At 68.8% G+C, this 18,500-nt stretch carries 17 protein-coding genes and 3 pseudogenes; 7 read left to right on the top strand and 13 right to left on the bottom strand.

Going from position 1 to position 18,500, the window contains the following annotated elements; genetic code table 11:
- Window positions 1-45: 45 nt before the first annotated feature.
- Together AC3IYI_RS35295 and AC3IYI_RS35290 are read left to right on the top strand one after the other, a co-directional pair.
- A pseudogene (locus tag AC3IYI_RS35295) lies at window positions 46-615 on the top strand (pyridoxal-phosphate dependent enzyme); the annotation flags it as partial.
- 19 nt (window positions 616-634) lie between these two features.
- Window positions 635-1,306: pseudogene (locus AC3IYI_RS35290) on the top strand (MFS transporter); the annotation flags it as partial.
- Window positions 1,307-1,552: 246 nt separating this feature from the next.
- Here AC3IYI_RS35290 and AC3IYI_RS35285 read toward each other — a convergent pair.
- The 5 genes and pseudogenes from AC3IYI_RS35285 to AC3IYI_RS35265 form a co-directional block, all read right to left on the bottom strand.
- Complete coding sequence (locus tag AC3IYI_RS35285; protein WP_489407500.1) at window positions 1,553-1,966, bottom strand: DUF7144 family membrane protein; 414 nt, start codon at window positions 1,964-1,966, stop codon at window positions 1,553-1,555.
- Between the two features lie 264 nt (window positions 1,967-2,230).
- Window positions 2,231-2,458, bottom strand: a complete 228-nt coding sequence (locus AC3IYI_RS35280; RefSeq protein ID WP_489407499.1) for a sulfatase-like hydrolase/transferase — start codon at window positions 2,456-2,458, stop codon at window positions 2,231-2,233.
- 181 nt (window positions 2,459-2,639) lie between these two features.
- Window positions 2,640-3,371: a haloacid dehalogenase-like hydrolase gene (locus tag AC3IYI_RS35275; RefSeq protein WP_489407498.1), complete on the bottom strand. Its 732-nt coding sequence runs from the start codon at window positions 3,369-3,371 to the stop codon at window positions 2,640-2,642.
- Window positions 3,372-3,409: 38 nt separating this feature from the next.
- Window positions 3,410-3,577 carry an SUMF1/EgtB/PvdO family nonheme iron enzyme gene (locus AC3IYI_RS35270; protein ID WP_489407497.1) on the bottom strand — a complete coding sequence of 56 codons (168 nt, stop codon included), beginning with the start codon at window positions 3,575-3,577 and terminating at the stop codon, window positions 3,410-3,412.
- Window positions 3,578-3,651: 74 nt separating this feature from the next.
- A pseudogene (locus AC3IYI_RS35265) lies at window positions 3,652-3,822 on the bottom strand (SUMF1/EgtB/PvdO family nonheme iron enzyme); the annotation flags it as partial.
- A gap of 674 nt (window positions 3,823-4,496) precedes the next feature.
- On the opposite strand from AC3IYI_RS35265, the gene AC3IYI_RS35260 reads away from it, so the two are divergent.
- The 3 genes from AC3IYI_RS35260 to AC3IYI_RS35250 all read left to right on the top strand — a co-directional run bounded on the left by AC3IYI_RS35260 (window position 4,497) and on the right by AC3IYI_RS35250 (window position 6,119).
- On the top strand, window positions 4,497-5,141 hold the full coding sequence (locus AC3IYI_RS35260; protein ID WP_489407496.1) for a GAP family protein: 645 nt from the start codon (window positions 4,497-4,499) through the stop codon (window positions 5,139-5,141).
- 181 nt (window positions 5,142-5,322) lie between these two features.
- A complete protein-coding gene (locus AC3IYI_RS35255) occupies window positions 5,323-5,778 on the top strand; it encodes a DUF6325 family protein (RefSeq protein WP_489407495.1) in 456 nt (151 codons plus the stop codon).
- A 35-nt stretch (window positions 5,779-5,813) separates the two neighbouring features.
- On the top strand, window positions 5,814-6,119 hold the full coding sequence (locus AC3IYI_RS35250) for an SHOCT domain-containing protein (RefSeq protein WP_489407494.1): 306 nt from the start codon (window positions 5,814-5,816) through the stop codon (window positions 6,117-6,119).
- 118 nt (window positions 6,120-6,237) lie between these two features.
- Here AC3IYI_RS35250 and AC3IYI_RS35245 read toward each other — a convergent pair whose 3' ends face one another.
- The 5 genes from AC3IYI_RS35245 to AC3IYI_RS35225 form a co-directional block, all read right to left on the bottom strand.
- On the bottom strand, window positions 6,238-6,810 hold the full coding sequence (locus AC3IYI_RS35245) for a potassium channel family protein (RefSeq protein ID WP_489407493.1): 573 nt from the start codon (window positions 6,808-6,810) through the stop codon (window positions 6,238-6,240).
- Window positions 6,807-6,938, bottom strand: a complete 132-nt coding sequence (locus tag AC3IYI_RS35240; protein ID WP_489407492.1) for a hypothetical protein — start codon at window positions 6,936-6,938, stop codon at window positions 6,807-6,809. The genes AC3IYI_RS35245 and AC3IYI_RS35240 overlap by 4 nt, the downstream gene beginning before the upstream one ends.
- A gap of 547 nt (window positions 6,939-7,485) precedes the next feature.
- On the bottom strand, window positions 7,486-9,102 hold the full coding sequence (locus AC3IYI_RS35235; protein WP_489407491.1) for an MFS transporter: 1,617 nt from the start codon (window positions 9,100-9,102) through the stop codon (window positions 7,486-7,488).
- A 211-nt stretch (window positions 9,103-9,313) separates the two neighbouring features.
- Window positions 9,314-10,747, bottom strand: coding sequence for a DUF2252 domain-containing protein (locus AC3IYI_RS35230; RefSeq protein ID WP_489407490.1), 1,434 nt, complete (start codon window positions 10,745-10,747; stop codon window positions 9,314-9,316).
- Between the two features lie 152 nt (window positions 10,748-10,899).
- Entirely contained in the window at window positions 10,900-11,226 is a 327-nt protein-coding gene (locus AC3IYI_RS35225) for a carboxymuconolactone decarboxylase family protein (protein ID WP_489407489.1), read from the bottom strand.
- A gap of 557 nt (window positions 11,227-11,783) precedes the next feature.
- Here AC3IYI_RS35225 and AC3IYI_RS35220 point away from each other — a divergent pair.
- Window positions 11,784-12,146 carry an amphi-Trp domain-containing protein gene (locus AC3IYI_RS35220; protein ID WP_489407488.1) on the top strand — a complete coding sequence of 121 codons (363 nt, stop codon included), beginning with the start codon at window positions 11,784-11,786 and terminating at the stop codon, window positions 12,144-12,146.
- 36 nt (window positions 12,147-12,182) lie between these two features.
- On the opposite strand, the gene AC3IYI_RS35215 is transcribed toward AC3IYI_RS35220, so the two are convergent.
- Window positions 12,183-13,493 (bottom strand): diacylglycerol/lipid kinase family protein, encoded by a 1,311-nt coding sequence (locus AC3IYI_RS35215; protein ID WP_489407487.1) that lies wholly within the window; start codon window positions 13,491-13,493, stop codon window positions 12,183-12,185.
- Window positions 13,494-13,869: 376 nt separating this feature from the next.
- Between AC3IYI_RS35215 and AC3IYI_RS35210 the strand changes: the two genes are divergently transcribed.
- The gene (locus AC3IYI_RS35210) at window positions 13,870-14,964 is read left to right on the top strand and encodes a carboxylate-amine ligase (protein WP_489407486.1); all 1,095 of its coding nucleotides are present in this window, start codon (window positions 13,870-13,872) and stop codon (window positions 14,962-14,964) included.
- Window positions 14,965-15,408: 444 nt separating this feature from the next.
- Here AC3IYI_RS35210 and AC3IYI_RS35205 read toward each other — a convergent pair whose 3' ends face one another.
- Together AC3IYI_RS35205 and AC3IYI_RS35200 are read right to left on the bottom strand one after the other, a co-directional pair.
- Window positions 15,409-16,209 carry a CinY protein gene (locus AC3IYI_RS35205; RefSeq protein WP_489407485.1) on the bottom strand — a complete coding sequence of 267 codons (801 nt, stop codon included), beginning with the start codon at window positions 16,207-16,209 and terminating at the stop codon, window positions 15,409-15,411.
- A 727-nt stretch (window positions 16,210-16,936) separates the two neighbouring features.
- Entirely contained in the window at window positions 16,937-18,262 is a 1,326-nt protein-coding gene (locus AC3IYI_RS35200; RefSeq protein WP_489407484.1) for a hypothetical protein, read from the bottom strand.
- Window positions 18,263-18,500 lie beyond the last annotated feature (238 nt).

The raw sequence follows: 18,500 nt of genomic DNA, 5'->3' as shown, positions 1-18,500 counted from the left end.
GATCCGCCGGAGGGTGGAGCCGAGCGTGCTCGCGCGCCCCTCATCTTCGCCAAGCCGGAGGGCTGCAACCCCGGCGGGATCAAGGACCGGCCCGGGCTGCACATGATCCGCCAGGCCCGACTACGGGGCGATCTGCTGCCCGGCCCGCCTGTGATCGAGTCCTCCTCCGGGACTCTCGGCCTCGGGCTGACCCTCGCCGGCCTGACCTTCGGGCACCCTGTCACCGTCGTGTCCGATCCGGGCATGGAGCCCTCGGTCGTACGGCTCCTCACGGCGCTCGGCGCCTACGTCGACCAGGTCGAGACGCCCCACCCGACCGGCGGCTGGCAGGGGGCGAGGCGGGAACGGGTATCCGAGCTGCTGACGGCGGCGCCCGGCGCGTACTGCCCGGACCAGTACGCCAACCCGGACAACGTCGGCGCATACCGGCCGCTGGCCGCCGAGCTGATCGCGCAGCTGGGCCGGATCGACGTCCTGGTCGCGGCCGTCGGCACCGGCGGCCACTCCGCGGGCATCACCGCCCGGCTGCGCGAGCGCTCCCCCGGCCTTCGGCTGATCGGCGTGGACTCGATCAATTCGGCCATCTTCGGACAACCAGGGGCTGCGGGCCCAAGTACGGTCCTTCGATCCGAGCATGCGGCTGCTGATGGCCAACCAGTTCGCCATCAACCTGGGCTTCTACATGCTGATGCCCTACCTCGCCGACCACCTCTCCCAGGGGCTGGGCCTGGCCGCCTGGGCGGTCGGCATGGTGCTGGGCGTACGGAACCTTTCCCAGCAGGGCATGTTCCTCGTCGGCGGGACGCTCGCCGACCGGTACGGGTGCAAGCCGATGATCCTGGCCGGCTACGCCCTGCGCACAGTGGCCTTCGTCCTGCTGGGCGTGGTGCAGTCGCTGCCGGCTCTCGTCGTCGCCTCGGCGCTTACCGGGCTGGCGGGGGCGCTGTTCAATCCGGCGGTGCGGGCGTACCTCGCGGCCGAGGCCGGACCCGACCGGCGCGTGGAGGCGTTCGCGGCGTTCAACGTCTTCTACCAGGCCGGCATCCTGGTCGGGCCGCTGGCCGGACTGGCGCTCTTGGCTTGGGACTTCCGGGCCGTTTGTCTGGCTTCGGCGGGCATCTTCGGCGCGTTGGCCCTGCTCCAGGCACGGGCGCTGCCGGCCCGCCCGCCGGCCGATCGCAGCTCCGAGGCGGCATGGCGGTCGGTCCTGCGGGACTGGCGGTCCATCGCGGCGAACCGGCCCTTCCTGCTGTTCGCCGTCGCCATGTCGGGCTCGTACGTTCTGGCTTTCCAGGTCTACCTGGCTCCGGGGCGCCCCGCCAACAGCTGCCAGCCACGGCCTGCGGTCGCTGTCCGTGAGGGCATGACCGGCGGCCATCTTGCGGCGATTGCCCTCGGAGTGGAAGTCGTCCGCGTCCCGGTACGTCCAGCCAAGCCGTTCGGCGAGCAGCCGCGCCACTGTTGTCTTGCCCGACCCGGCGAGGCCGACGACGAGCACCAACTGCGGCTGTCCGGTCACGGTTCCGTGTGTCACGGGTGACGTTCCCGGACGTCAGTCCCTTACCGGCCGGGGTGCGACGCACAGTCCCCAAATGATGAGGGCGTCGATGGCGATGATCAGAAGCGCCCACCAAGGCGTGTAGGGAAGCCACATGAAGTTGGCGATCATGCTGAGGCCGGCCAGCGACACGCCGACGACCCTGGCCCATGTGGCGCCCTTGAACAGAGCGGCGCCGGTGAGCGCGATCACGATGCCCAGGATGAGGTGGATCCAGCCCCAGCTGGTGAGGTCGAACTTGTAGACGTAGTTGCGAGTGGCCAGGAACACGTCGTCCTCGGCGATGGCCGAGATGCCTCCGAGCAGCGTCATGACGCCGCTGAAGATCATGATGACGGCGGCGAACACCAGCCAACCGCTGCTGTGCGCTTCCTCTTGCCGGCCGGGTGCGCTCGCATGGGTCGTCATGACAGTCCTCCTTGCGTCTGGCCTGCCCGTCGAACGTTTCCGTCCGACGGTCGGATACCTCCAATCTGCCCCCCCTCGTCCGTCGGCGCATGTCGGCCGGCCTCGGCCGACGGACAGCTCAGGCAAAGGACCTCGACAGCACCAACGAGTCGACGCGGGTCCCGGACGAGCCCTTCACGGTCGGCCAAAAACGCGTTCACACCGATGGGGCGGCGCCGGGCAGCGGATGCCCGGCGCCACGGCCCCGCTGCTACTCGCGGGCCATCATGGCCTCGGCTGGGCGTAGCGCAGCCCGTTGGCGGCGAGCCGGTCGATGTTCGGGGTTTCGATGGGGCCGCCGTAGCAGCTCATGGCCCCGAAGCCCACGTCGTCGAGGACGATGTACACGACGTTGGGGGAACCCTTTGGCGCCTTCGGCTGCTCATAGGGAGCCCAGTCGGGTACTGAGTCGCGGACATCAAGGTTGATCACGCCCCGGAACTTCTGAGCCATGACCCATCCCATCTCTCGTGCAGAGCCGGTGCCGGCGTGCCCGGGATGCGCACTGGCAACTCCTGGCAGTCTGTTCGGGCCTGGGATGCGTCGCCTGCCCAGGCGGGCACTCGGGTGACCGCGTGGCCCGCAGGTGCTGCACCCTGTCCCGTGCTCGGTGACCCGCCGTTTCCCGGTCCGTTCAGGGGCCCTCGGGGTAGAGCGGGGCCCAGCTCTCTCTGACGCTGACGGTCAGCCACGCCTGCCGCGCGGCCTCGGCCAGGGCCCGCTCCGCGCCGGCGTCGTAGGGGATGTCGTCCCGGGTTCCGTCGTCGTGGTGGATGAGGAGGGCCAGGCCGTGGGGCGCCGAGGCGGCGTACGTGAGCATTTCGATGTCCCCGTTGGAGTTTCCGCAGGCCAGCACCGGGCGGCGGCCCAGTCGGCTCCAGATCTGCACCGGCTTCTCCGGACCGTCGTCCACCACACGAATGGCGTCGCCGTATACGACGGTCTGCCGGCTGTCGGACCAGCTCGCATCGGCCGTGGACCCGATGACCTGCTCGGGCCGAACGCCGTACACCTCGGCCGCGATGACCCGCATGAAGTCACGCCCGCCGCCGGAGACGATCACGGTGGCGAATTCCCTGTCCCTCAGGTGGGCCAGAAGTTCCAGCATCGGCTGGTACGCGCATGCCGTATAAGGGCGCCGCAGGACCGGATGCCGAGTGGTACGGAAGAATTCCCGCATCATCGTGGCCACCGCGTCGGTGTCCAGGCCCCGCTGCGTGGCGATCACCGCCTCGGCGAGGACGGGCAACCGGGTGTCGTCCCCTGCGTAGTGGTCCGCGACCACCGAGGCGATCCACGCCGGATCGCCCGCCAGCACGGAAGCGTACGGTTCACGGTCCGCCAAGGCGGAATCGGCCTGCGCCATCCGCCGCCACCGCTCGGTGAGGTAGTGCAGTTGTGCCGTCAGCGGAGCACGCAGCGGAAGCCCACATGGCAGGTGGCACTGTCTTCGCATTGCCCCTGGCGGGCAGCTGGGCGGTAGCGCAAGCAGTAGTTCGGGGCGCACAGGTGCGAGCCGCCCTTGGTGACGCGGTGGGGGAAGCGGCCGGCGCCGGCCGGGTCTTCGGCCATATGGTCGACTCGTGGGTTCCGCGGAGCCCGCCGCGGGCGGCGAACTCCCACTCTGCCTCTGTGGGCAGCTCCTTGCCGGCCCAGGCTGCATAGGCGGCGGCGTCCTCGTGGGCCACTTGGGTCACCGGGTGCAGCTCCCTGCCGCTGAGGGTGCTCGCACTGCCCAACGGTCGGCGCCAGCAGGCGTCCGGGGCGTAGCACCACCACTGGCGCCAGTCGTCCAGGCCCACCGGCCTCGGCGTCATCCGGAACACCAACGCCCCGGGGACGAGCGCGGCAGGGTCGGCGTCCGGATAGACCGCCGGGTCGAGCTCGCGCCCGGCAGGCGCTGCCGGTCGACGTAGTGTCCTGCGGGCGTCTCGGATGCTTTCGGTGAACATTCTGGACGCAGCCACCAGGCCGGCGGCACAGTGTTTTCTGACAGCTGTCCCACTCCTCTTCGTGGTCGGTTCCTTCGCACCACAGGGCGTGCAGAACCAGCTCCTCAGTTCCGTCCGCGCGGTTTTGGGCTCACTGGTGCCGCGAACGAACAACTGGAGCAGGTGTACCACTCCGGAACCGAATCTTTGCAGGAGGCCACCGGCGTCGTCGGGGCCTTGATGGTTCGGTGCCGGGCTGTGGCTGGGTCTTCCGCTCACGTTGCTGTGCCAGACGGCCTCGTGGTGGTGGAGCCAGCACCTGCTGCTGGGAGGTGCCGTCCGCTGGCCTCCGCTGCTGCCCGGTGCCGTGCTCGGCGGTGTCGGGGCGAGGCTGGTTCGCAGGATCGCCCCAACGGACGCCTACCTTTCGCGCATCCGCCGTGTTCATGGCTGGCTGGGTTCAACGAAGAGTCCACGCCTGCTGCGATCAGGCACTGGCCGCAACAGGATCCGGCCGAACCACGGGCGGCGTCGCGCATCGCTGAAGAGAGCGCACACACATGACACTCGACCTGATCCTCATCGGCCTGGCCATCACACTCATCCCGTTTTCGGGCATGGCCCTGATCCTGCTGCTGTCCGCCGACCGTGGCGTACGCAAGGGGCTCGCCTTCATCCTCGGTTGGCTCGCGTGCCTGGTGCTGGTGATCTCCTGCGTTCTGCTCTTCACCGGCGGATCACCGCCCAGGGCGCACACCGCCCCCTCGACCGCCGCCCTCGCCGCCAAGCTGGCCATCGGAGTCGGTCTGATCGTCTACGGCACGCACAAGAAGCGAAGGGGGAGCCGCCGCCCCCGGGAAGAACCGGCCTGGCTGGCGAGGGTGCGTGACACCTCGGGATGGTCGGCGGCCGGCATGGCCGTCCTGCTCCAGCCGTGGGGCCTGGTCGCAGCGGGGTGCGCGATCGTCATGAACGCCGACCTGTCCCACGCCGTCACCTGGCTGACGCTGATGCTCTACTGCCTGCTGGCCACTTCCAGTCTTCTGGCGATGGAGTTGTACGCGACGTTCCGGCCCGCTCGCGCCGGCGCCCGACTCCAGACCCTGCTCCACACGATCACGAGCCACCAGGACCAGGCCGTCGTCGTCCTGTCCCTGGCGGCGGGATTCTGGCTGGCGGGCAGGAGCCTCTACGAACTCACCTGAAGACGGTGGAGTACGGCCGCGGCGGCGCCAGGGCTGAGCGAGCGAGCCACCGGAGCGTGGCGGGGCGGGCCGCGAACGTGCGCTCACGCTGGTGCGGTGATGGAATTGGAGGCGGTGATGAGTTCGGTCGGCGAGGTGCGGCTGCCGCACATCGCCGGAGGACACCAGGCGAGGAGGCGGTATGAGCGTCGACGAATTCTCCGAGATGGGACCTGTCGATTACCTGATTCTGGAGTTTCCCGGTAATCGCATGACCGGCGAAGGCCTTCCTCTGCTGCTCGATCTCGTCGACCGGCACATCATCCGCATCCTCGACCTGTCGTTCGTGCGCAAGGACGCAGACGGCTCGGTCAGGGCCCTGGAGATCACAGACATGGACGGCGACGGTCAGCTCGACCTCGCCGTCTTCGAAGGCGCTTCCTCGGGCCTGCTCGGCGAGGACGACCTTCAAGAAGCCGCCAACGTACTGGAGCCCGGCAACTCCGCGGGCGTCCTCGTGTACGAGAACGTATGGGCCGCGCCGCTGGCCGCAGCCCTGCGCCGCAGCGGAGCCCGGATGGTGGCCAACGGAAGGATCCCGGCAGAGGATCTGCTGGCGACTCTGGAGGCCGTCGAGACGGGTTCCACCCGCCCCTAGCGGCCGAAACCCGCCCCACGACAAGGACACCTGCCATGCCTGGTCTACTCCGCGGGATCGCCCGCACCGCAGTCGTTGCCGGTACTGCCACCGCCGTCTCGAACCGGGTGTCGCGCCGCCAGGCCGGCCGATGGGCACAACAGGAGGACGAGCAGACCGCCGCGGCGCCGGCCCAGCAGGCCAACAGCGCTCCGGCGCCCACACCTGCACCCGCACCCGCACCTGCGGCGTCAATGGACGCCAAGCTCGCTCAGCTGAAGGACCTCGGTCAGCTCAAGGAACAAGGCGTGCTCACGGAAGCTGAGTTCGAGGACCAGAAGCGCCGCATCCTCGAACTCTGACATCGGTCCCGCATGCTGCCGCCGCCCGCCGCCTTCTCGCGCGGGCGGCGCGTCGCTGCCCGCGGGCCGGGCGGGCCGGAAGCCGCAGAGCGGTCGCCGCACCCAGCCAGGGCGAGGATCACGGTTCGCGTTCCTCCGGTGCCGATGAGGACCGGCGTCGTTCCAGCCCGAGCCGTACCGCCCCCACCATGACCTTCGCGATCAGACCCACCAGGATGAGGTCGGCCACCATCTGGAAGGTGGTGAGCACCCGTGCTGTCTGAGAAACGGGCACGATGTCACCGAAGCCGACGGTGGCGAAGACGGTCACGGTGAAGTACAGGGCGTCGATCCTGCTGAGCGGTTCGGAGAAGGAGTGCGCTCCTTGCTCTCGCCCGTACAGGAAGTAAGTGGCCGAGAACAGCAGCAGAAAGAGCGGGACGGCAGTGGTCAGCACCTCGACCGCACGCAACCGGGGGTGCGACGAACCGATGATGCTGACCGCTTGCAGGGCGAGCAGTGCGCCGATTCCCACCAGGCCCAGGAGGAGCACCGTGACGGTGCGCTGGTCGAGACCGCGGTCGAAGGGGAGCAGGAAGTAGCCGGTGGTGGTGGCTGCCACCACCACCGTTGAACGCAGGAGTGGCAGGAGCAGGCGCATGTGGTGCGGGTGAAGCCGCCGGTCCCCGTCACTTTGCGGTGGCGTGCTCATGAGGGCCGCGGCTCTTTCTCGCCGCCATGCCGACGCTTCCCGTCCGCCACGCCGGAGTCGTCGAGGAACTCGCGAACCACCGCGACGACCGACAGAACGGACAGCAACGCGGCCAGGATCACCAGCACAGCGGACAGAGTCGAACGCCTCCGATGCCGGCTCGGTCTCCCGCTGACTTCCAGCTCCGCGATACGGCGCGGCAGTGCCGCCGACTCCGTCCGCTCCGTGTCCGGAGCAGGAGTGCCGCGGGAGGGGTCAGGCCGACTCGGCCGACGTTCCATAGAGGTCTCCTGGAGGGCGCTCCGCGGGGTGGCCGCGAGCAGCGGTGCACCCGCTGCCAGTCCAGCAAAGGCGCTCCTCCCGGGTCTCGCGACCGGAGCGGTGCCGCACGTCGTCCTCAGTGGCCGCCGTGCCGGCCCGGGAGCCGGACCGCCGTCCACGGCCAGTGGGATGAAGCCTGCGCTCGGATTCGATCAGCGGATGCGGCGGGGAGAGAGCGGAGGTATGACTGAGAGGAACCCCGGCTGAACGGAGTGGAGTCAGGCGAGAAGCTTCGCTTTGGCCCGTTCGTACTCCTCCGCGGCCTGATGAATCCCGCAACGTGGGCACGGATCGTCTGCGTCGGCGCCCGCCGCCCGCCGTCCGACGCAGGTGTAAGCGAGCGCCTTGGGCTGGTTACGCCTTGATCGAGCGGGGCTGGGTCGTGGGAATGCGCTGGGTGAAGAACAGAGCGACAAGTGCAGCGAAGGCAAGGATGGCGAGTGCGGCGCGCAGCCCGTCGAGTCGCGCGGCGGCGTTCGCGTCCAGCGCCTCCTGGGTCAGCTCCTCGCTGGTGCCCGCTTCGTCAAGGGCGCTCTTCAGTTGGGCGTCGGAGAGGAAAGGCACGCCGCTTTGGAGTTCGACGGCCGCCTGGCTCTTCACACTGGCCGGGACCGCCGGATTCTGCTCCACGCTCGCGAGGAAGGAGGAAGTGAGCGAGGCGATCAGGAGCGATCCGGCGAGTGCGGTACCGATCGAGGCGCCGAGGTTGGTGACGGCGTTCTGGACACCGCCGACCTCCGCGCTGGCTTCCTCCGGCATCGCGGAGACCGTGACGGATCCCAGCTGGGAGGCGAGTGCGCCCATCCCGAGCCCGATCAGGAGCATGGGAATGGTGACCACTTCCGCTCCGGCGTCCGCGTCGAGCGCGGCCATCAGGATCACCGCACCGGCGAGCAGCGCAGTGATTCCGCTCCGTACCACTCGCCGCGGTGAAACGTCCGGGAGGAAGCGCGGGATGAGGACGGCGGCTGCGAGCAGGGTCGCCGAGAGCGGCAGGAGGCGGGCGCCGGTGGCGAGCGCGGACAGGCCCAGGGCGACGGAGAGGTAGAGGGGGACGATGAAGAAGATGCCCATCTGGACGAGGTATTGGAAGAAGAACATAGTCAGCCCGCCGGTCAGCTGCTTGTTCTGCAGCATCGCGGGGTCGAGGAGGGGTTCCTTGTGCTGCTGCACGAGGCGGGCCTCCCAGCGGAGGAACAGCCAGGTGAGCCCCATGCCCAGCAGCATCAGCCACACGGTCAGGGACATCCCGAGCAGGGCGGGTGCGTCGGGCTTGGGCTGGAACCAGCCCCACTCGTCCGAGCGGAGCACACCGTAGACGAAGCTCCCGAGCCCGAGAGCCGAGAGCACGGTACCGATGAGATCGATGCGCGGCCGTTCGTCGCTGACCGTCTCGGCGATCGGACGGGCAAGGGCCAGGATGCCCAGTACGACGAGGACCTCGCCCGCGAACACCCATCGCCAGGAGAAGTACGTGGTCGCGACACCGCCGATGATCGGGCCGACGGCGATCGCCACCGCGCCGGCCGCAGCGACCATCCCATAAGCAGCGGGACGGCGCTCCGCGGAGAAGTTGCCCGCCACCAGTGCCACGATCGCCGGCAGGATCAGCGCGGCCCCGATCCCCTCCAGGAACGACCAGCCCACGAGCAGCACGGGAAGGTTCGGTGCGAGGGAGGTGGTCAGGGAGCCGCAACCGTAGATGACGCAACCGATCATGAAGGCGCGCTTGCGGCCGATCAGCGCCCCGATCTTGCCCCCGGGGATCATGAACATCGCCATCACCAGGGTGTAGGCGGTGATGGCCCCCTGAATCCCGGCGACGGTCGTGCCGACGTCCTCGGCCACCGTCGCAATCGATACGTTCATGACAGAGCTGTCGAGCGCCATCAGGAACTGACCGGCCGCCAGTGTCGGTAGAACGAGTCGCGCCGTTGCCGGGCTCTCGGCAGTGCCTGCTCTGGATGCCATACGCGCATCTTCCCAGCCACTGCGGAAGACGATCCGCGACCCGCCCTCGGGGTCAGCCGGTTGGCGGAGATCCAGGTCACCGGTGTGTCACTTCGGGCGGGAGTCCTCAAGGCGCGAGAGGGGCAGCCCCGTACGCTGCGGCAGCTGCATTCCCCGTGCGACGGGACGATGCAGCTGCCGAGCGCGCCGCCGGCACGCACCTCACCAGCTGTCAGGCCTCCCCCGGCTCCTCCGCGGGTAGCCGGCCTTCGTGTACGGCATCGACCAGGGCCTGGTGGTCACGTTCGTTCTGGTCGGCGTATGCCTCCGCGAATGTGGCGAGTGCCCGGTCGAACGAGTCGCCGCTGCCGAGGTACGCGGCGATCGCGATGCGGTCGCCGGACCGCGCGTGCGCGCGAGCCAGGGTGAACCCGCACAGTTCGCCGAACACCTGCATGTCCTTCGGCCGCATCCTCTCGGGCATGGCGATGCCCTTCCAGTCGCGCAGCTGACGGACGTAGAAGTCGCGCTGTTTGCCGTCAATGCCCTCCACCCGCTCCCAGCCGAGGAAGATGTCGCTCGTGGCCTGCATCAACCGCTGGCCCGCGACCACCCTCTCGCCCTGGTTGCGGTACCGGCTCGCGCCGACGTGTGCGGCGAGCACCGAGGTGTCGGCCTCCTTGGCCTGAAGGAAGAGCGGGTCCTGGTCGTCCCGGCCGAGAAGGAGGAAGATCCAGCACCGGGTGCCGACGCTGCCGACACCGACCACCTTGCGGGCGACGTCCGCCAGTCGGTAGTCCGCCAGAAGCGTCCGCCGGTCGGAAGCGAGAGTGCCGCCATACCGCTCGATCAGGCCGCGGAACTGGCGCTCCAGCGCGCTGCGCTCGACGTCCGGCAGCAGGTCCCCGGCCGGGATGAGCAGTGGGGGGTCCGCCGCGATCCTGGGCCGGCCGTCGACCGTCTCGGTGAGCTTGTCGAAAGCCTGCAGGCTGTCGCGGGTGCGGGCCTTCACCATCGCACGGGCCAGGTTCTTCCGACCGCGCTTCGTTCCGACTCGGCCCGCGGCAAGGGACTCAAGGAGGTCCGCATCGATCTTCGCGTACCAGATGTCGAGGTTGCCCGTCTCCGCGAAGCGGATCATCGCCTTGCGGTACGAACGGACGGTGGAGCTCACGATGCGGGCGCGCTCGGCGTCGTCGAAGCCGTTCGCCCGGCCCGCGATCGCGAGGCTCGCCGACAGCCGTTTGACGTCCCACTCCCAGGGACCGGGCAGCGTCTCGTCGAAGTCGTTGATGTCGAACACCAACTGCCTCTCCGGGGAGGCGAGCAGACGGAAGTTCAGCATGTGTGCGTCCCCGCACAGTTGGGCGGTGAGTCCCGCGGTCGGGCTGTCGGCCAGGTCGGCCGCCATGATCGCGGCGGCACCCCGGTAGAAGCGGAAGGGGGATTCCATCATCCGGCCGTAGCGGATCGGGACGAGTTCGGGCACCCGTGCCGCGGACTGCGCGTTGAGGATCGCCAGCGGGTCCGGCCGGTCAGGAGACGGCATGTACACAGCGTGGTCCGACCGCGGCGAGCGGCGACGCGCCTCCTTGCCGAAAGCCGCGCGATCCTCGGGCGTGCTGTGACGTACAGCGCGCATCGCCGCGGTCGCGTTCTGGGACATCGCGTACCCTCCCTGCCTGGTCCTGCCGCCGCCTGGACGCCCGGCGCAGGCACGTCGAAGGCAAGGGCAGTTCTGTGGTCTTCCGTCTGATCTGTGGCTTTCCGCCGATGTCGGCCGTGCGGATCACCGAATGCCGGGGCGGGCCGCTGATCTCAGCCCTCGGCTGAAATTTCGGCATCGGCGACGGCGATCGCGATGCCGAGTGCCGTGGCGATGTTGCCTGCTGCCGTCATGACCCGGGCGGTGCCCACGATGGGCGCGATGGCGACCAGGACGTCCTGCAGCTGCTCGGCGGTCACGCCGGACTTGAGGGCGGGGTCGATGTGTGCAAGGTAGGAGATCGGCGGGGCGTCCGAGGCGGCGAGTGCCGCCAGGCGCGTGAGCAGAAGCATGTCAGGGGCCATCCCGCATCGCTCGATCGAGTCGACCGTCATGGCGGCGAGGGTGTCCAGAACAGGGGTGTCGGATGCAGTGGACATGTGGCGTGCCCTCCTGATGAGTCTGGATCCTGCGGAAGATCTGCGAGCGTTGGGAGCCGAGTTCCGCGGATGTGGGGATCCTTCAACCGTAGAACCCATCCGGCCAGGGCGCATGCCCGCGCCATGGCGGCGGGCATAAAGCCCAACGACGGGGCGCCGACTTGCAGTGAGCGCGGACGAGGGATTTCCTTCCGTGGGTGCTGAAAGCCCAGAACCGTGACGGGTCAATTTTCAGCAAGCGACGAAACCCCCCTGACCTGCGCAGACGGCGTGCGAGCTTCTCGTCGGGAACCGCCCACCGCGCACCCGGAGGTGCGCAGTGAACCTGAGAAGACGAGATTGGGAGTAGTCGGACCGGCCGCACGCGATGTGGGTTGCGCGGGGCGTTACGGGAGCCGACGACGGACACGCGTGCAGGGAGGCAAGACCGGTATCGGGACAGCGGCCGGCTCGTCTTCTGGGCGATGTACACCGCTCGCGGTCCGCGGAGCGATGAAGCGGAGGAAGGCATCTAGGGGCGGCCCGGCACGCAGGCTGCATCCGGAACGGAGACACCCATGAAGGACTTCAAGTTCGAGCAGAAGCGCTCGCTGTCACGTCTTGAGGCAGCTGACCAGCTCACAGCACTCGCAGCCGCGCTGCGGGGTAGTGGGGATGCCGAACTGGAACTCGGCCACGGAACGGTGAGCCTATGGATCCCCGACGACCTTCACAGCGAAATAGAGATCGAGATCGGTAACGGGGAGGTCGAACTGGAGATCGAGTTCAAGTGGCCGACCGCCTCCACCCGGACAGCGCCATCGCGGACGGTCGCAGGCACGGAGGAAACCACAACGCGAAAGAGCGCTCCGGCAAAGCCAGGCCGCAGCAGCACCAGCACGGGCAAAGGCGCGAAGCGGGCGGCTACGAAAAAGCCCTGAGCCGTGCCGCGGCCAGGAATTTCGGACGACGGTGTCTCAGCTCAGTGCCAGCTTCCGTAGCCGCCGCCAGTCCATGGGAGCCCTCGTCCGGGGCGCACCAGGGCGGTGGCGCGGTACCCGTACGCGCAGGGCCCTGGGATGGATCGTGCAGCGTACGGGCGTTGGCAAGGTCAGCGCCTCACCGTCGACGCCGGCTTCGATCTCGGGCTCGTCCGCGTCGATGACGACGTCCTGGGCGATCAAGGTGGTGAGACCGGGCGCGTGCTTTCCCGAAAGCAATTCGGCCGCCTGCTTGGCGCTGTCGACGTTGATGCCCAGGACGCCGAGGGCACCTGAATCCAACACCTCACGGCGTCCGAGACCGGCCAGGTCACCCATCCGGTAGGGGTTGTTGCTGATGAGCACGGCCTGGGGCCCGTCGATGACCGTGTCCGCGACGCGGACGGCCAGCCTGGGACCGCGTCGGTGGGTCAACAGGTCGGGAAGCGTGCGGAGGATGGTGCGGACCTTGTCGTCGCGGTAGGCGGGACTTTGCACCACGGCTGCGTAGGTACCGAAGGACGCGTTGTTGACAAAGGCTCGCTCACCGATGAAACCGATGTCGATGCGCAGTTCGACGCCATCTGTCAGCGCATCCAGGCAGGTCGACGGGTCGCGCCGGTCCAGGCCGAGATCGAGGGCGAAGTGGTTCCGGGTTCCGGCCGAGATCACCATGAAGGGAATGCCGTGCCTGGCGGCGACTCCGGCGACCAGGGCCTGTGTGCCGTCCCCGCCGGCGACTCCGAGGAGGTCGGCGCCGTCTTGGACTGCCTTTTCGGCGAGCGCGACCACGTCCTGCTGATGAGCTGTGTCCAACAGGAGGACGTCGGCACCGAGTGCTTCGGCCTTCCCCTTGAGGTGGAACTTCCCCACCTTTCCACCACCTGATCGTGGATTCATGATGAGGAAGGGACGCTTGGGAGGAGCAGTCCGCATCTCCGGGGTGCCGACTTGCCCGGCCTCCCTGCTGAGTGCCGTTCCGCCGACGGAAACCCCGATGGCCCACAAGGCAAGGGAAACGAGTACGACCCACAGCAGATCCGCCCATGCGTAGAGCGCCAGCACCGCAGTCGGGGCGAAGGCGGCCAAGGCGAAGGCGAGGAGCCTGACGGGCCCCCGCAGGGTCAGTGCCCACCACAGGCTCGCTGCCGAAATGGCCAATCCGGCCAGCCCGACGCCCAAGAGCGCGATGCTCTTGATTCCGGCGAACACGAGCAAGATCACCACTGCCGCGAGCCCGGCCGCGAGGGCAAGCCGTGCAGACCAACGCTGTACGAGGCGACCGCGCGCCCCGGAGTCCCTGTGCATGGAGCCTCCTGCCGGTCGGGCACGGCCGACGCGATGTGCGCGGCACGGTTTCCCGTGGCGATCCCAGTCATTGTCCGAGCACGTTCGAAGGCCTCCGGCCACCATGCCCATTGCACCACCCGGCGGTACGCGCCGCATGTTGACCACCGCCGTTGCGACGCGCAGTCTCATTGGCCGCCGGCAGCAAAGTCAGGTGGCGGGAAGGTCGGCCGTCTCAGGGTCGCGGAAAAGGCCCTGCCGCGGAGGTCCACTCGCACGGCACGGTACAAGAGTTCGACTTGCACGAAACTGACGCGAGGAGCACCGGATTGCGCCTCATGGTGTGGCAATCGCCCTTCGCCTGAGTGATCACATCTGGCACGGGGTACCACCCAGCATGATCACTGTTGGGGTCGAAGAGGAGTATTTGCTGGTCGACCCGGAGACACTCCTTCCTACCCCGCTCGTGCAGCAGGTACGGGCCACGGCCCGCCTGGCGCCCATCGCGGACGAGCGAGAGGTCCAGGACGAGCTGCTGCAGGCCCAGATCGAAGTCGCCACCCCTGTGTGCACGGCCCTCGTGGAGGTGGGAGGCCATCTCCTGCGGTTGCGCCAGGCGGTCGCCGCCGCCGCGCAGGCGAACGGCTGCCGCATCGCTGCCTCTGCCACCGCGCCGGTCAGGTCCGCCTCGCCCGTACCCGTCACCAGCACGGCGAGGTACGTGAAGATGCAGCAAGAGGCCCGGTTGCTGGTCGATGAGCAGCTGATCTGCGGGATGCACGTCCATGTGGGGATGCCCGACCGCGAGACCGGGGTGGCCGTCCTGAACCGGCTGCGTGTCTGGCTTCCGACGTTGTTGGCGATGTCCGCGAACGGGCCCTTGTGGGACGGGCGGGACACCGGCTTCGCCAGCTGGCGCACGATCATCTTCGGCCGCTGGCCGGTCAGCGGCCCGCCACCGCACTTCACGGGGCTCGCGGACTACGAAGCGCGGGCCGATGCGCTGGTGGAACCCGGGGTGATCCCGGACAGGGGGCAGTTGTACTGGCACGCCCGGCTCTCCGAGAGCTATCCGACGGTTGAGGTGCGCTGCTGTGACGTGCAGCTGGAGGCGGACGACGCGGTGATGCTCGCCGGTGTCGTTCGCGGGCTCGCCGCCACCGCGATCGCCGAGGAGAAGGCGGGAGTCGCTCTCGTGCCATGCCGACCGGAGCTCCTGCAGGCCGCGACGTGGCACGCGGCCAGACACGGACTGGGCGGCACGCTGGTGGACCCGACGGGCCGTCTACGGAGCAGCGGGGACGTGCTGTGCACGCTCCTTCGGTACATCGGCCCCGCCCTCGAAGAGCACGGTGATCACCGCGAGGTGACCTCGCTCGTCCACCGGCTGCTCCAGCGGGGAACGTCGGCCGACCGCCAGCGCCGCGCCCTGGCCGAAGCCGGCCTGCCGGCGGTCGGCGCGCTGATCACTGCTGGGGCCACTACCGCGTGAGCTTGCCGGATTGAGGATCAAGGCGCGTGGGAGCCGGCTCGGTGTAGTGCGGGACCGGACAGATCCGGTGGACCAGGAAGGCGACCGGCTTGGTTCCGGGTCGCCGTTCGCTGTCGTGGCGAGTGGAGCACGGCAGGCTGCCGTCACCACGCTGGTGTGGTCGCATCGACTCATGAAAGATCCGTTCGCGTGCGACGATCCGCCTGTGCTGTCCGCATGGGCTCCGGCCGATCGTGCGGCAGCTCGCCGTGCGGTGGCGGCTCGGGCCGCAAACCCCGCGGAGTGCGAGGTTCTGCTCGACATGCTCGGGCTGCTTCCCTACGACCAGCACGTCGACCGGGAGTCGGCGTCAGGACCGGAGCACGGATCCTGATGGCGGTCGGTGGCGGCAGCACCTTCCCGACCGCCGACCACCTCGCCACGTGACGCCAGGGGCACCCCCTGTCAGGGACAGGCGCCGGCCGGGTCATCGTGGACGAGGGCGCAGACCATCTGTGCGCCGCGCCGGTGATCTGGGTACTTCGCGAGCAGCTCGGCTTTGAAGTCGTTCCACTGGCGGGTGATCTCGGCGGTGGCCCCGGCCGTCGCGCGCCGGAAGTTGTCGCCCGTCTTGGAGCGGGCGGATGCGGGGGTGTCCTTGTTCAGGGCTCGGTTGTGGGAGACACGGCCGTCGCAGTCGGGGGGCTTGACGCCGGTGGAATCGAAGTCGGGGTAGCAGCCTGTGGCGAGCTCCGCGGGGATGCGCTCACGGGCGTCCCGGGTCCAGTCGGCGTCGTTCATGGTGCTGTAACGGCGGATGTCGAGGAACGGCGCCGTACCCTTCCGCTCCAGGCCGGGCGGGTTGTCGAGGCCGATCGGTCCGCTCGCGGGCCGGTCGCTCCAGTTGGAGTGCGAGTAGAAGTCCTCTATCTGGTGCCACCCGCGACCCAGCTGTTCGAGGACTGCGCACTTGGCCCGTCGGGGCTTCCCGTCCCAGGTGCAGTGCGAGGACAGGTCGTTCTGGTCGGCGCGTACCTTGCCGTCTGCGTCGACGAGGCCGTCGGCGGCATCGACCGCGTTGCGGAAGCGGGTGACGGATGTACGGATGCACGCGAGGAGCTCGGTGGTGGCCTCGTCCCGGGTCCGGGGATAGCCGGAAGCGTAGCGGGGGGTGAGGTAGTCGGCGTTGTCGCAGTGCAGGGGGCCGACATCGAAGTACGGCGGGCGGTCGTTGGCGTTGATCGCCCCGTCGCGGGCGTCTGCCATCTCGGTCAATGTGAGGGGCTCCCAGGGCAGTGCCGCCCGGGTGATGTCCTCGTGATTGCCACCGGTGAAGGCATGAGCGGGGCCGGTCGGCACGGTGACCAGAGCGGCCGTCAGGAGGACTGCGAGAGCTGTACAGGACCTTTGGGGCAGGCAGGACGGAATGCGGCGGGACATACGAGCCTCCAGGGTGCTGGGGGCGTGGGCGGCGGGACGGCATGGTCCCTGCGGGACCCGTTGCAGATGCGAGGTGAACGCGGTAAAAGCCTCGGTCCAAGCTCTCCTGGTCTGCACCCAAAGGGAGCCCACTCGACGGGGATCCCGGTCGATGGCTGGGACGCGGAGACCTTCAAACGTTCCCCGGCCGCGAGAGCACAACCATCCCTCCATGCTGCGCGTCGCTCGCCCGCCCCGCATTCGTGGTCTCCTCCGCGGCCCTGAAACGGGGGATTGTGGCCTCCGGTTCCAGCATGACGCCCCTCCGCGCTCGTGGCGAGCTGCCACAGCGCCCATTCGGCGTGTGTCGGATCCTGGAAGGTCGCCTCCATCCACGTGTAGTTGCCGAAGAAGACTGGTCTTGGTGACCGCGTGGGTGTCAGTGGCGCCGGTGAGTTTGCCGACGCCGCGTGCGAAGAGCACGTCCGAGGACGAGGGCGAGGACGGTGAGGACCGAGCGCAGTGCGGTTTCCCGTCTGCCGATGTGGCCGCTCGCGCGGTGACGGCCAGACGCTCAGCGAACGTCCCGTTCTTGTACTCCTGTTTGCGCTGTGGTCCGGCTGGTGCCATCGCCTGCGAGGAATTCCGCCAGTGCCAGTGCGACGAGAAGGACGAGCGCGATGCCCAGGATGACCCAGCCGGTCGGGTAGCTCCAGAGGATGACGGTGAGCACGGCTGCTGCGACCAGGATCCAGGTGATCCACCTACGGTGGCGCCGGGCGAACGGGCCGACCGGGCCGGTGCGCAGGCCCGCGTGGTCCGCTGTGGTGCGGACGGCGCCGATGCCGGAGTGCCACAGCCGCTGCACGAGCGTGGCGGAGCGGCCGGAGCCGGTGAGCCAGGCTGCCAGGGCGACCACCACTCCGAGTACCACCGCCATCCGGACCGTCGTGCGTAGGTAGTGCGTCATGGCGTCGTAGACGCTCCCGGCGGCGGGCTGCGAGACCGTGTCCGGCAGCGCGTTCAGGTAGACCACGCGGAAGACGGTCAGGGCGACGCCGAGCATCAGTGTGGCGAAGGCGAAGGCGAGCGCCGCCGAGATGAGTACGCGTCGGCGGTGACGGGAGAGGAGCACGCCGGCGGCGATCAGGAGCACCGAGAGCACGGGCAGCCAGTTGCCGGCGATCTGCAGCAGCCGAAATCCGGTCTTGACCTTGCCGATGTTGTCGGCGCGCAGGACCGTGAAGTCGGTCTTGACCTCGGGGATTTTGGCGGCCGCGGTCATACCCTCGTCGACGAGGCGTTGTTTGACCTGATCGACGACCGGTCCCAGATCAACGGTCACCGAGTCATTGTTGATCTTCACCGCCCCTCCCCCGCTCCCGGTGAGCGCCTTGTCCACCGCGGCGTGGATGCGGCGATTCGCCTCGGTCCAGATCCGCTCGAAGGTCTCGGAGGCGATGACTTCCTGCGCCTTGTCGTGGACAAAACTGGCGACGGCGCTCTCGAGGGAGTTGCCGAGTTTGCCGAGTGCCTTCTCCAGGAGGGGCCGGTCCTGGGGAGCCGCGCCCTCCAGGAGGGCCGGGACGTCGATGTGTTCCATCACAGCGTTGGTGACCCGGTTGGCCGCTGCCGCCTGGATGTCCGGGTCGGAAGCGAGCGGGGCGACCGTCTGCACGTAGCGGTCCGTGTCGCCGACCACGCTCGACGCCCACGCCGAGACGGCTGCGAGCGGGGCGAGCACACAGCCAATGACGATGAGCAGCGCCGCGAAGAAGGCTCTCCACCGGTGGTGAGGCTCCCGAGCCGCCTTTTCCGCCTCCAGTGCCGCCAGCCGGGCATGGAGCTGTTCTAGTTCGGAGTCCTGCGGGCCTGAGGCCGTACCGCCTTCGTGTGTCATGACGTGTCCTCTCCTGCCCGTACTGGTTCACCTCACAGCGGACTGCGCGCCGCGGGCCGGCGCGAGCGGTGCGCATCCAAAGGGGTGAACGGCTGTGCGAAGAGGTAGCTTTGGCGCGTCCCGTCCAGCTGCGGAGTCCGGCCTTCTGCGGCACGAATTCCTCCTGTCAGAAGCTCATCGCGCTTCCTGCCGCTGAGGATGCGCCAAGCCGCCGCCCTCGCCGGGCGCGAGCCACCGT

The organism is Streptomyces sp. GL_148 (assembly GCF_057834205.1).
The sequence above is the reverse complement of the archived record's forward strand: the minus strand, read 5'-3'. Positions and strand labels throughout refer to the sequence as shown.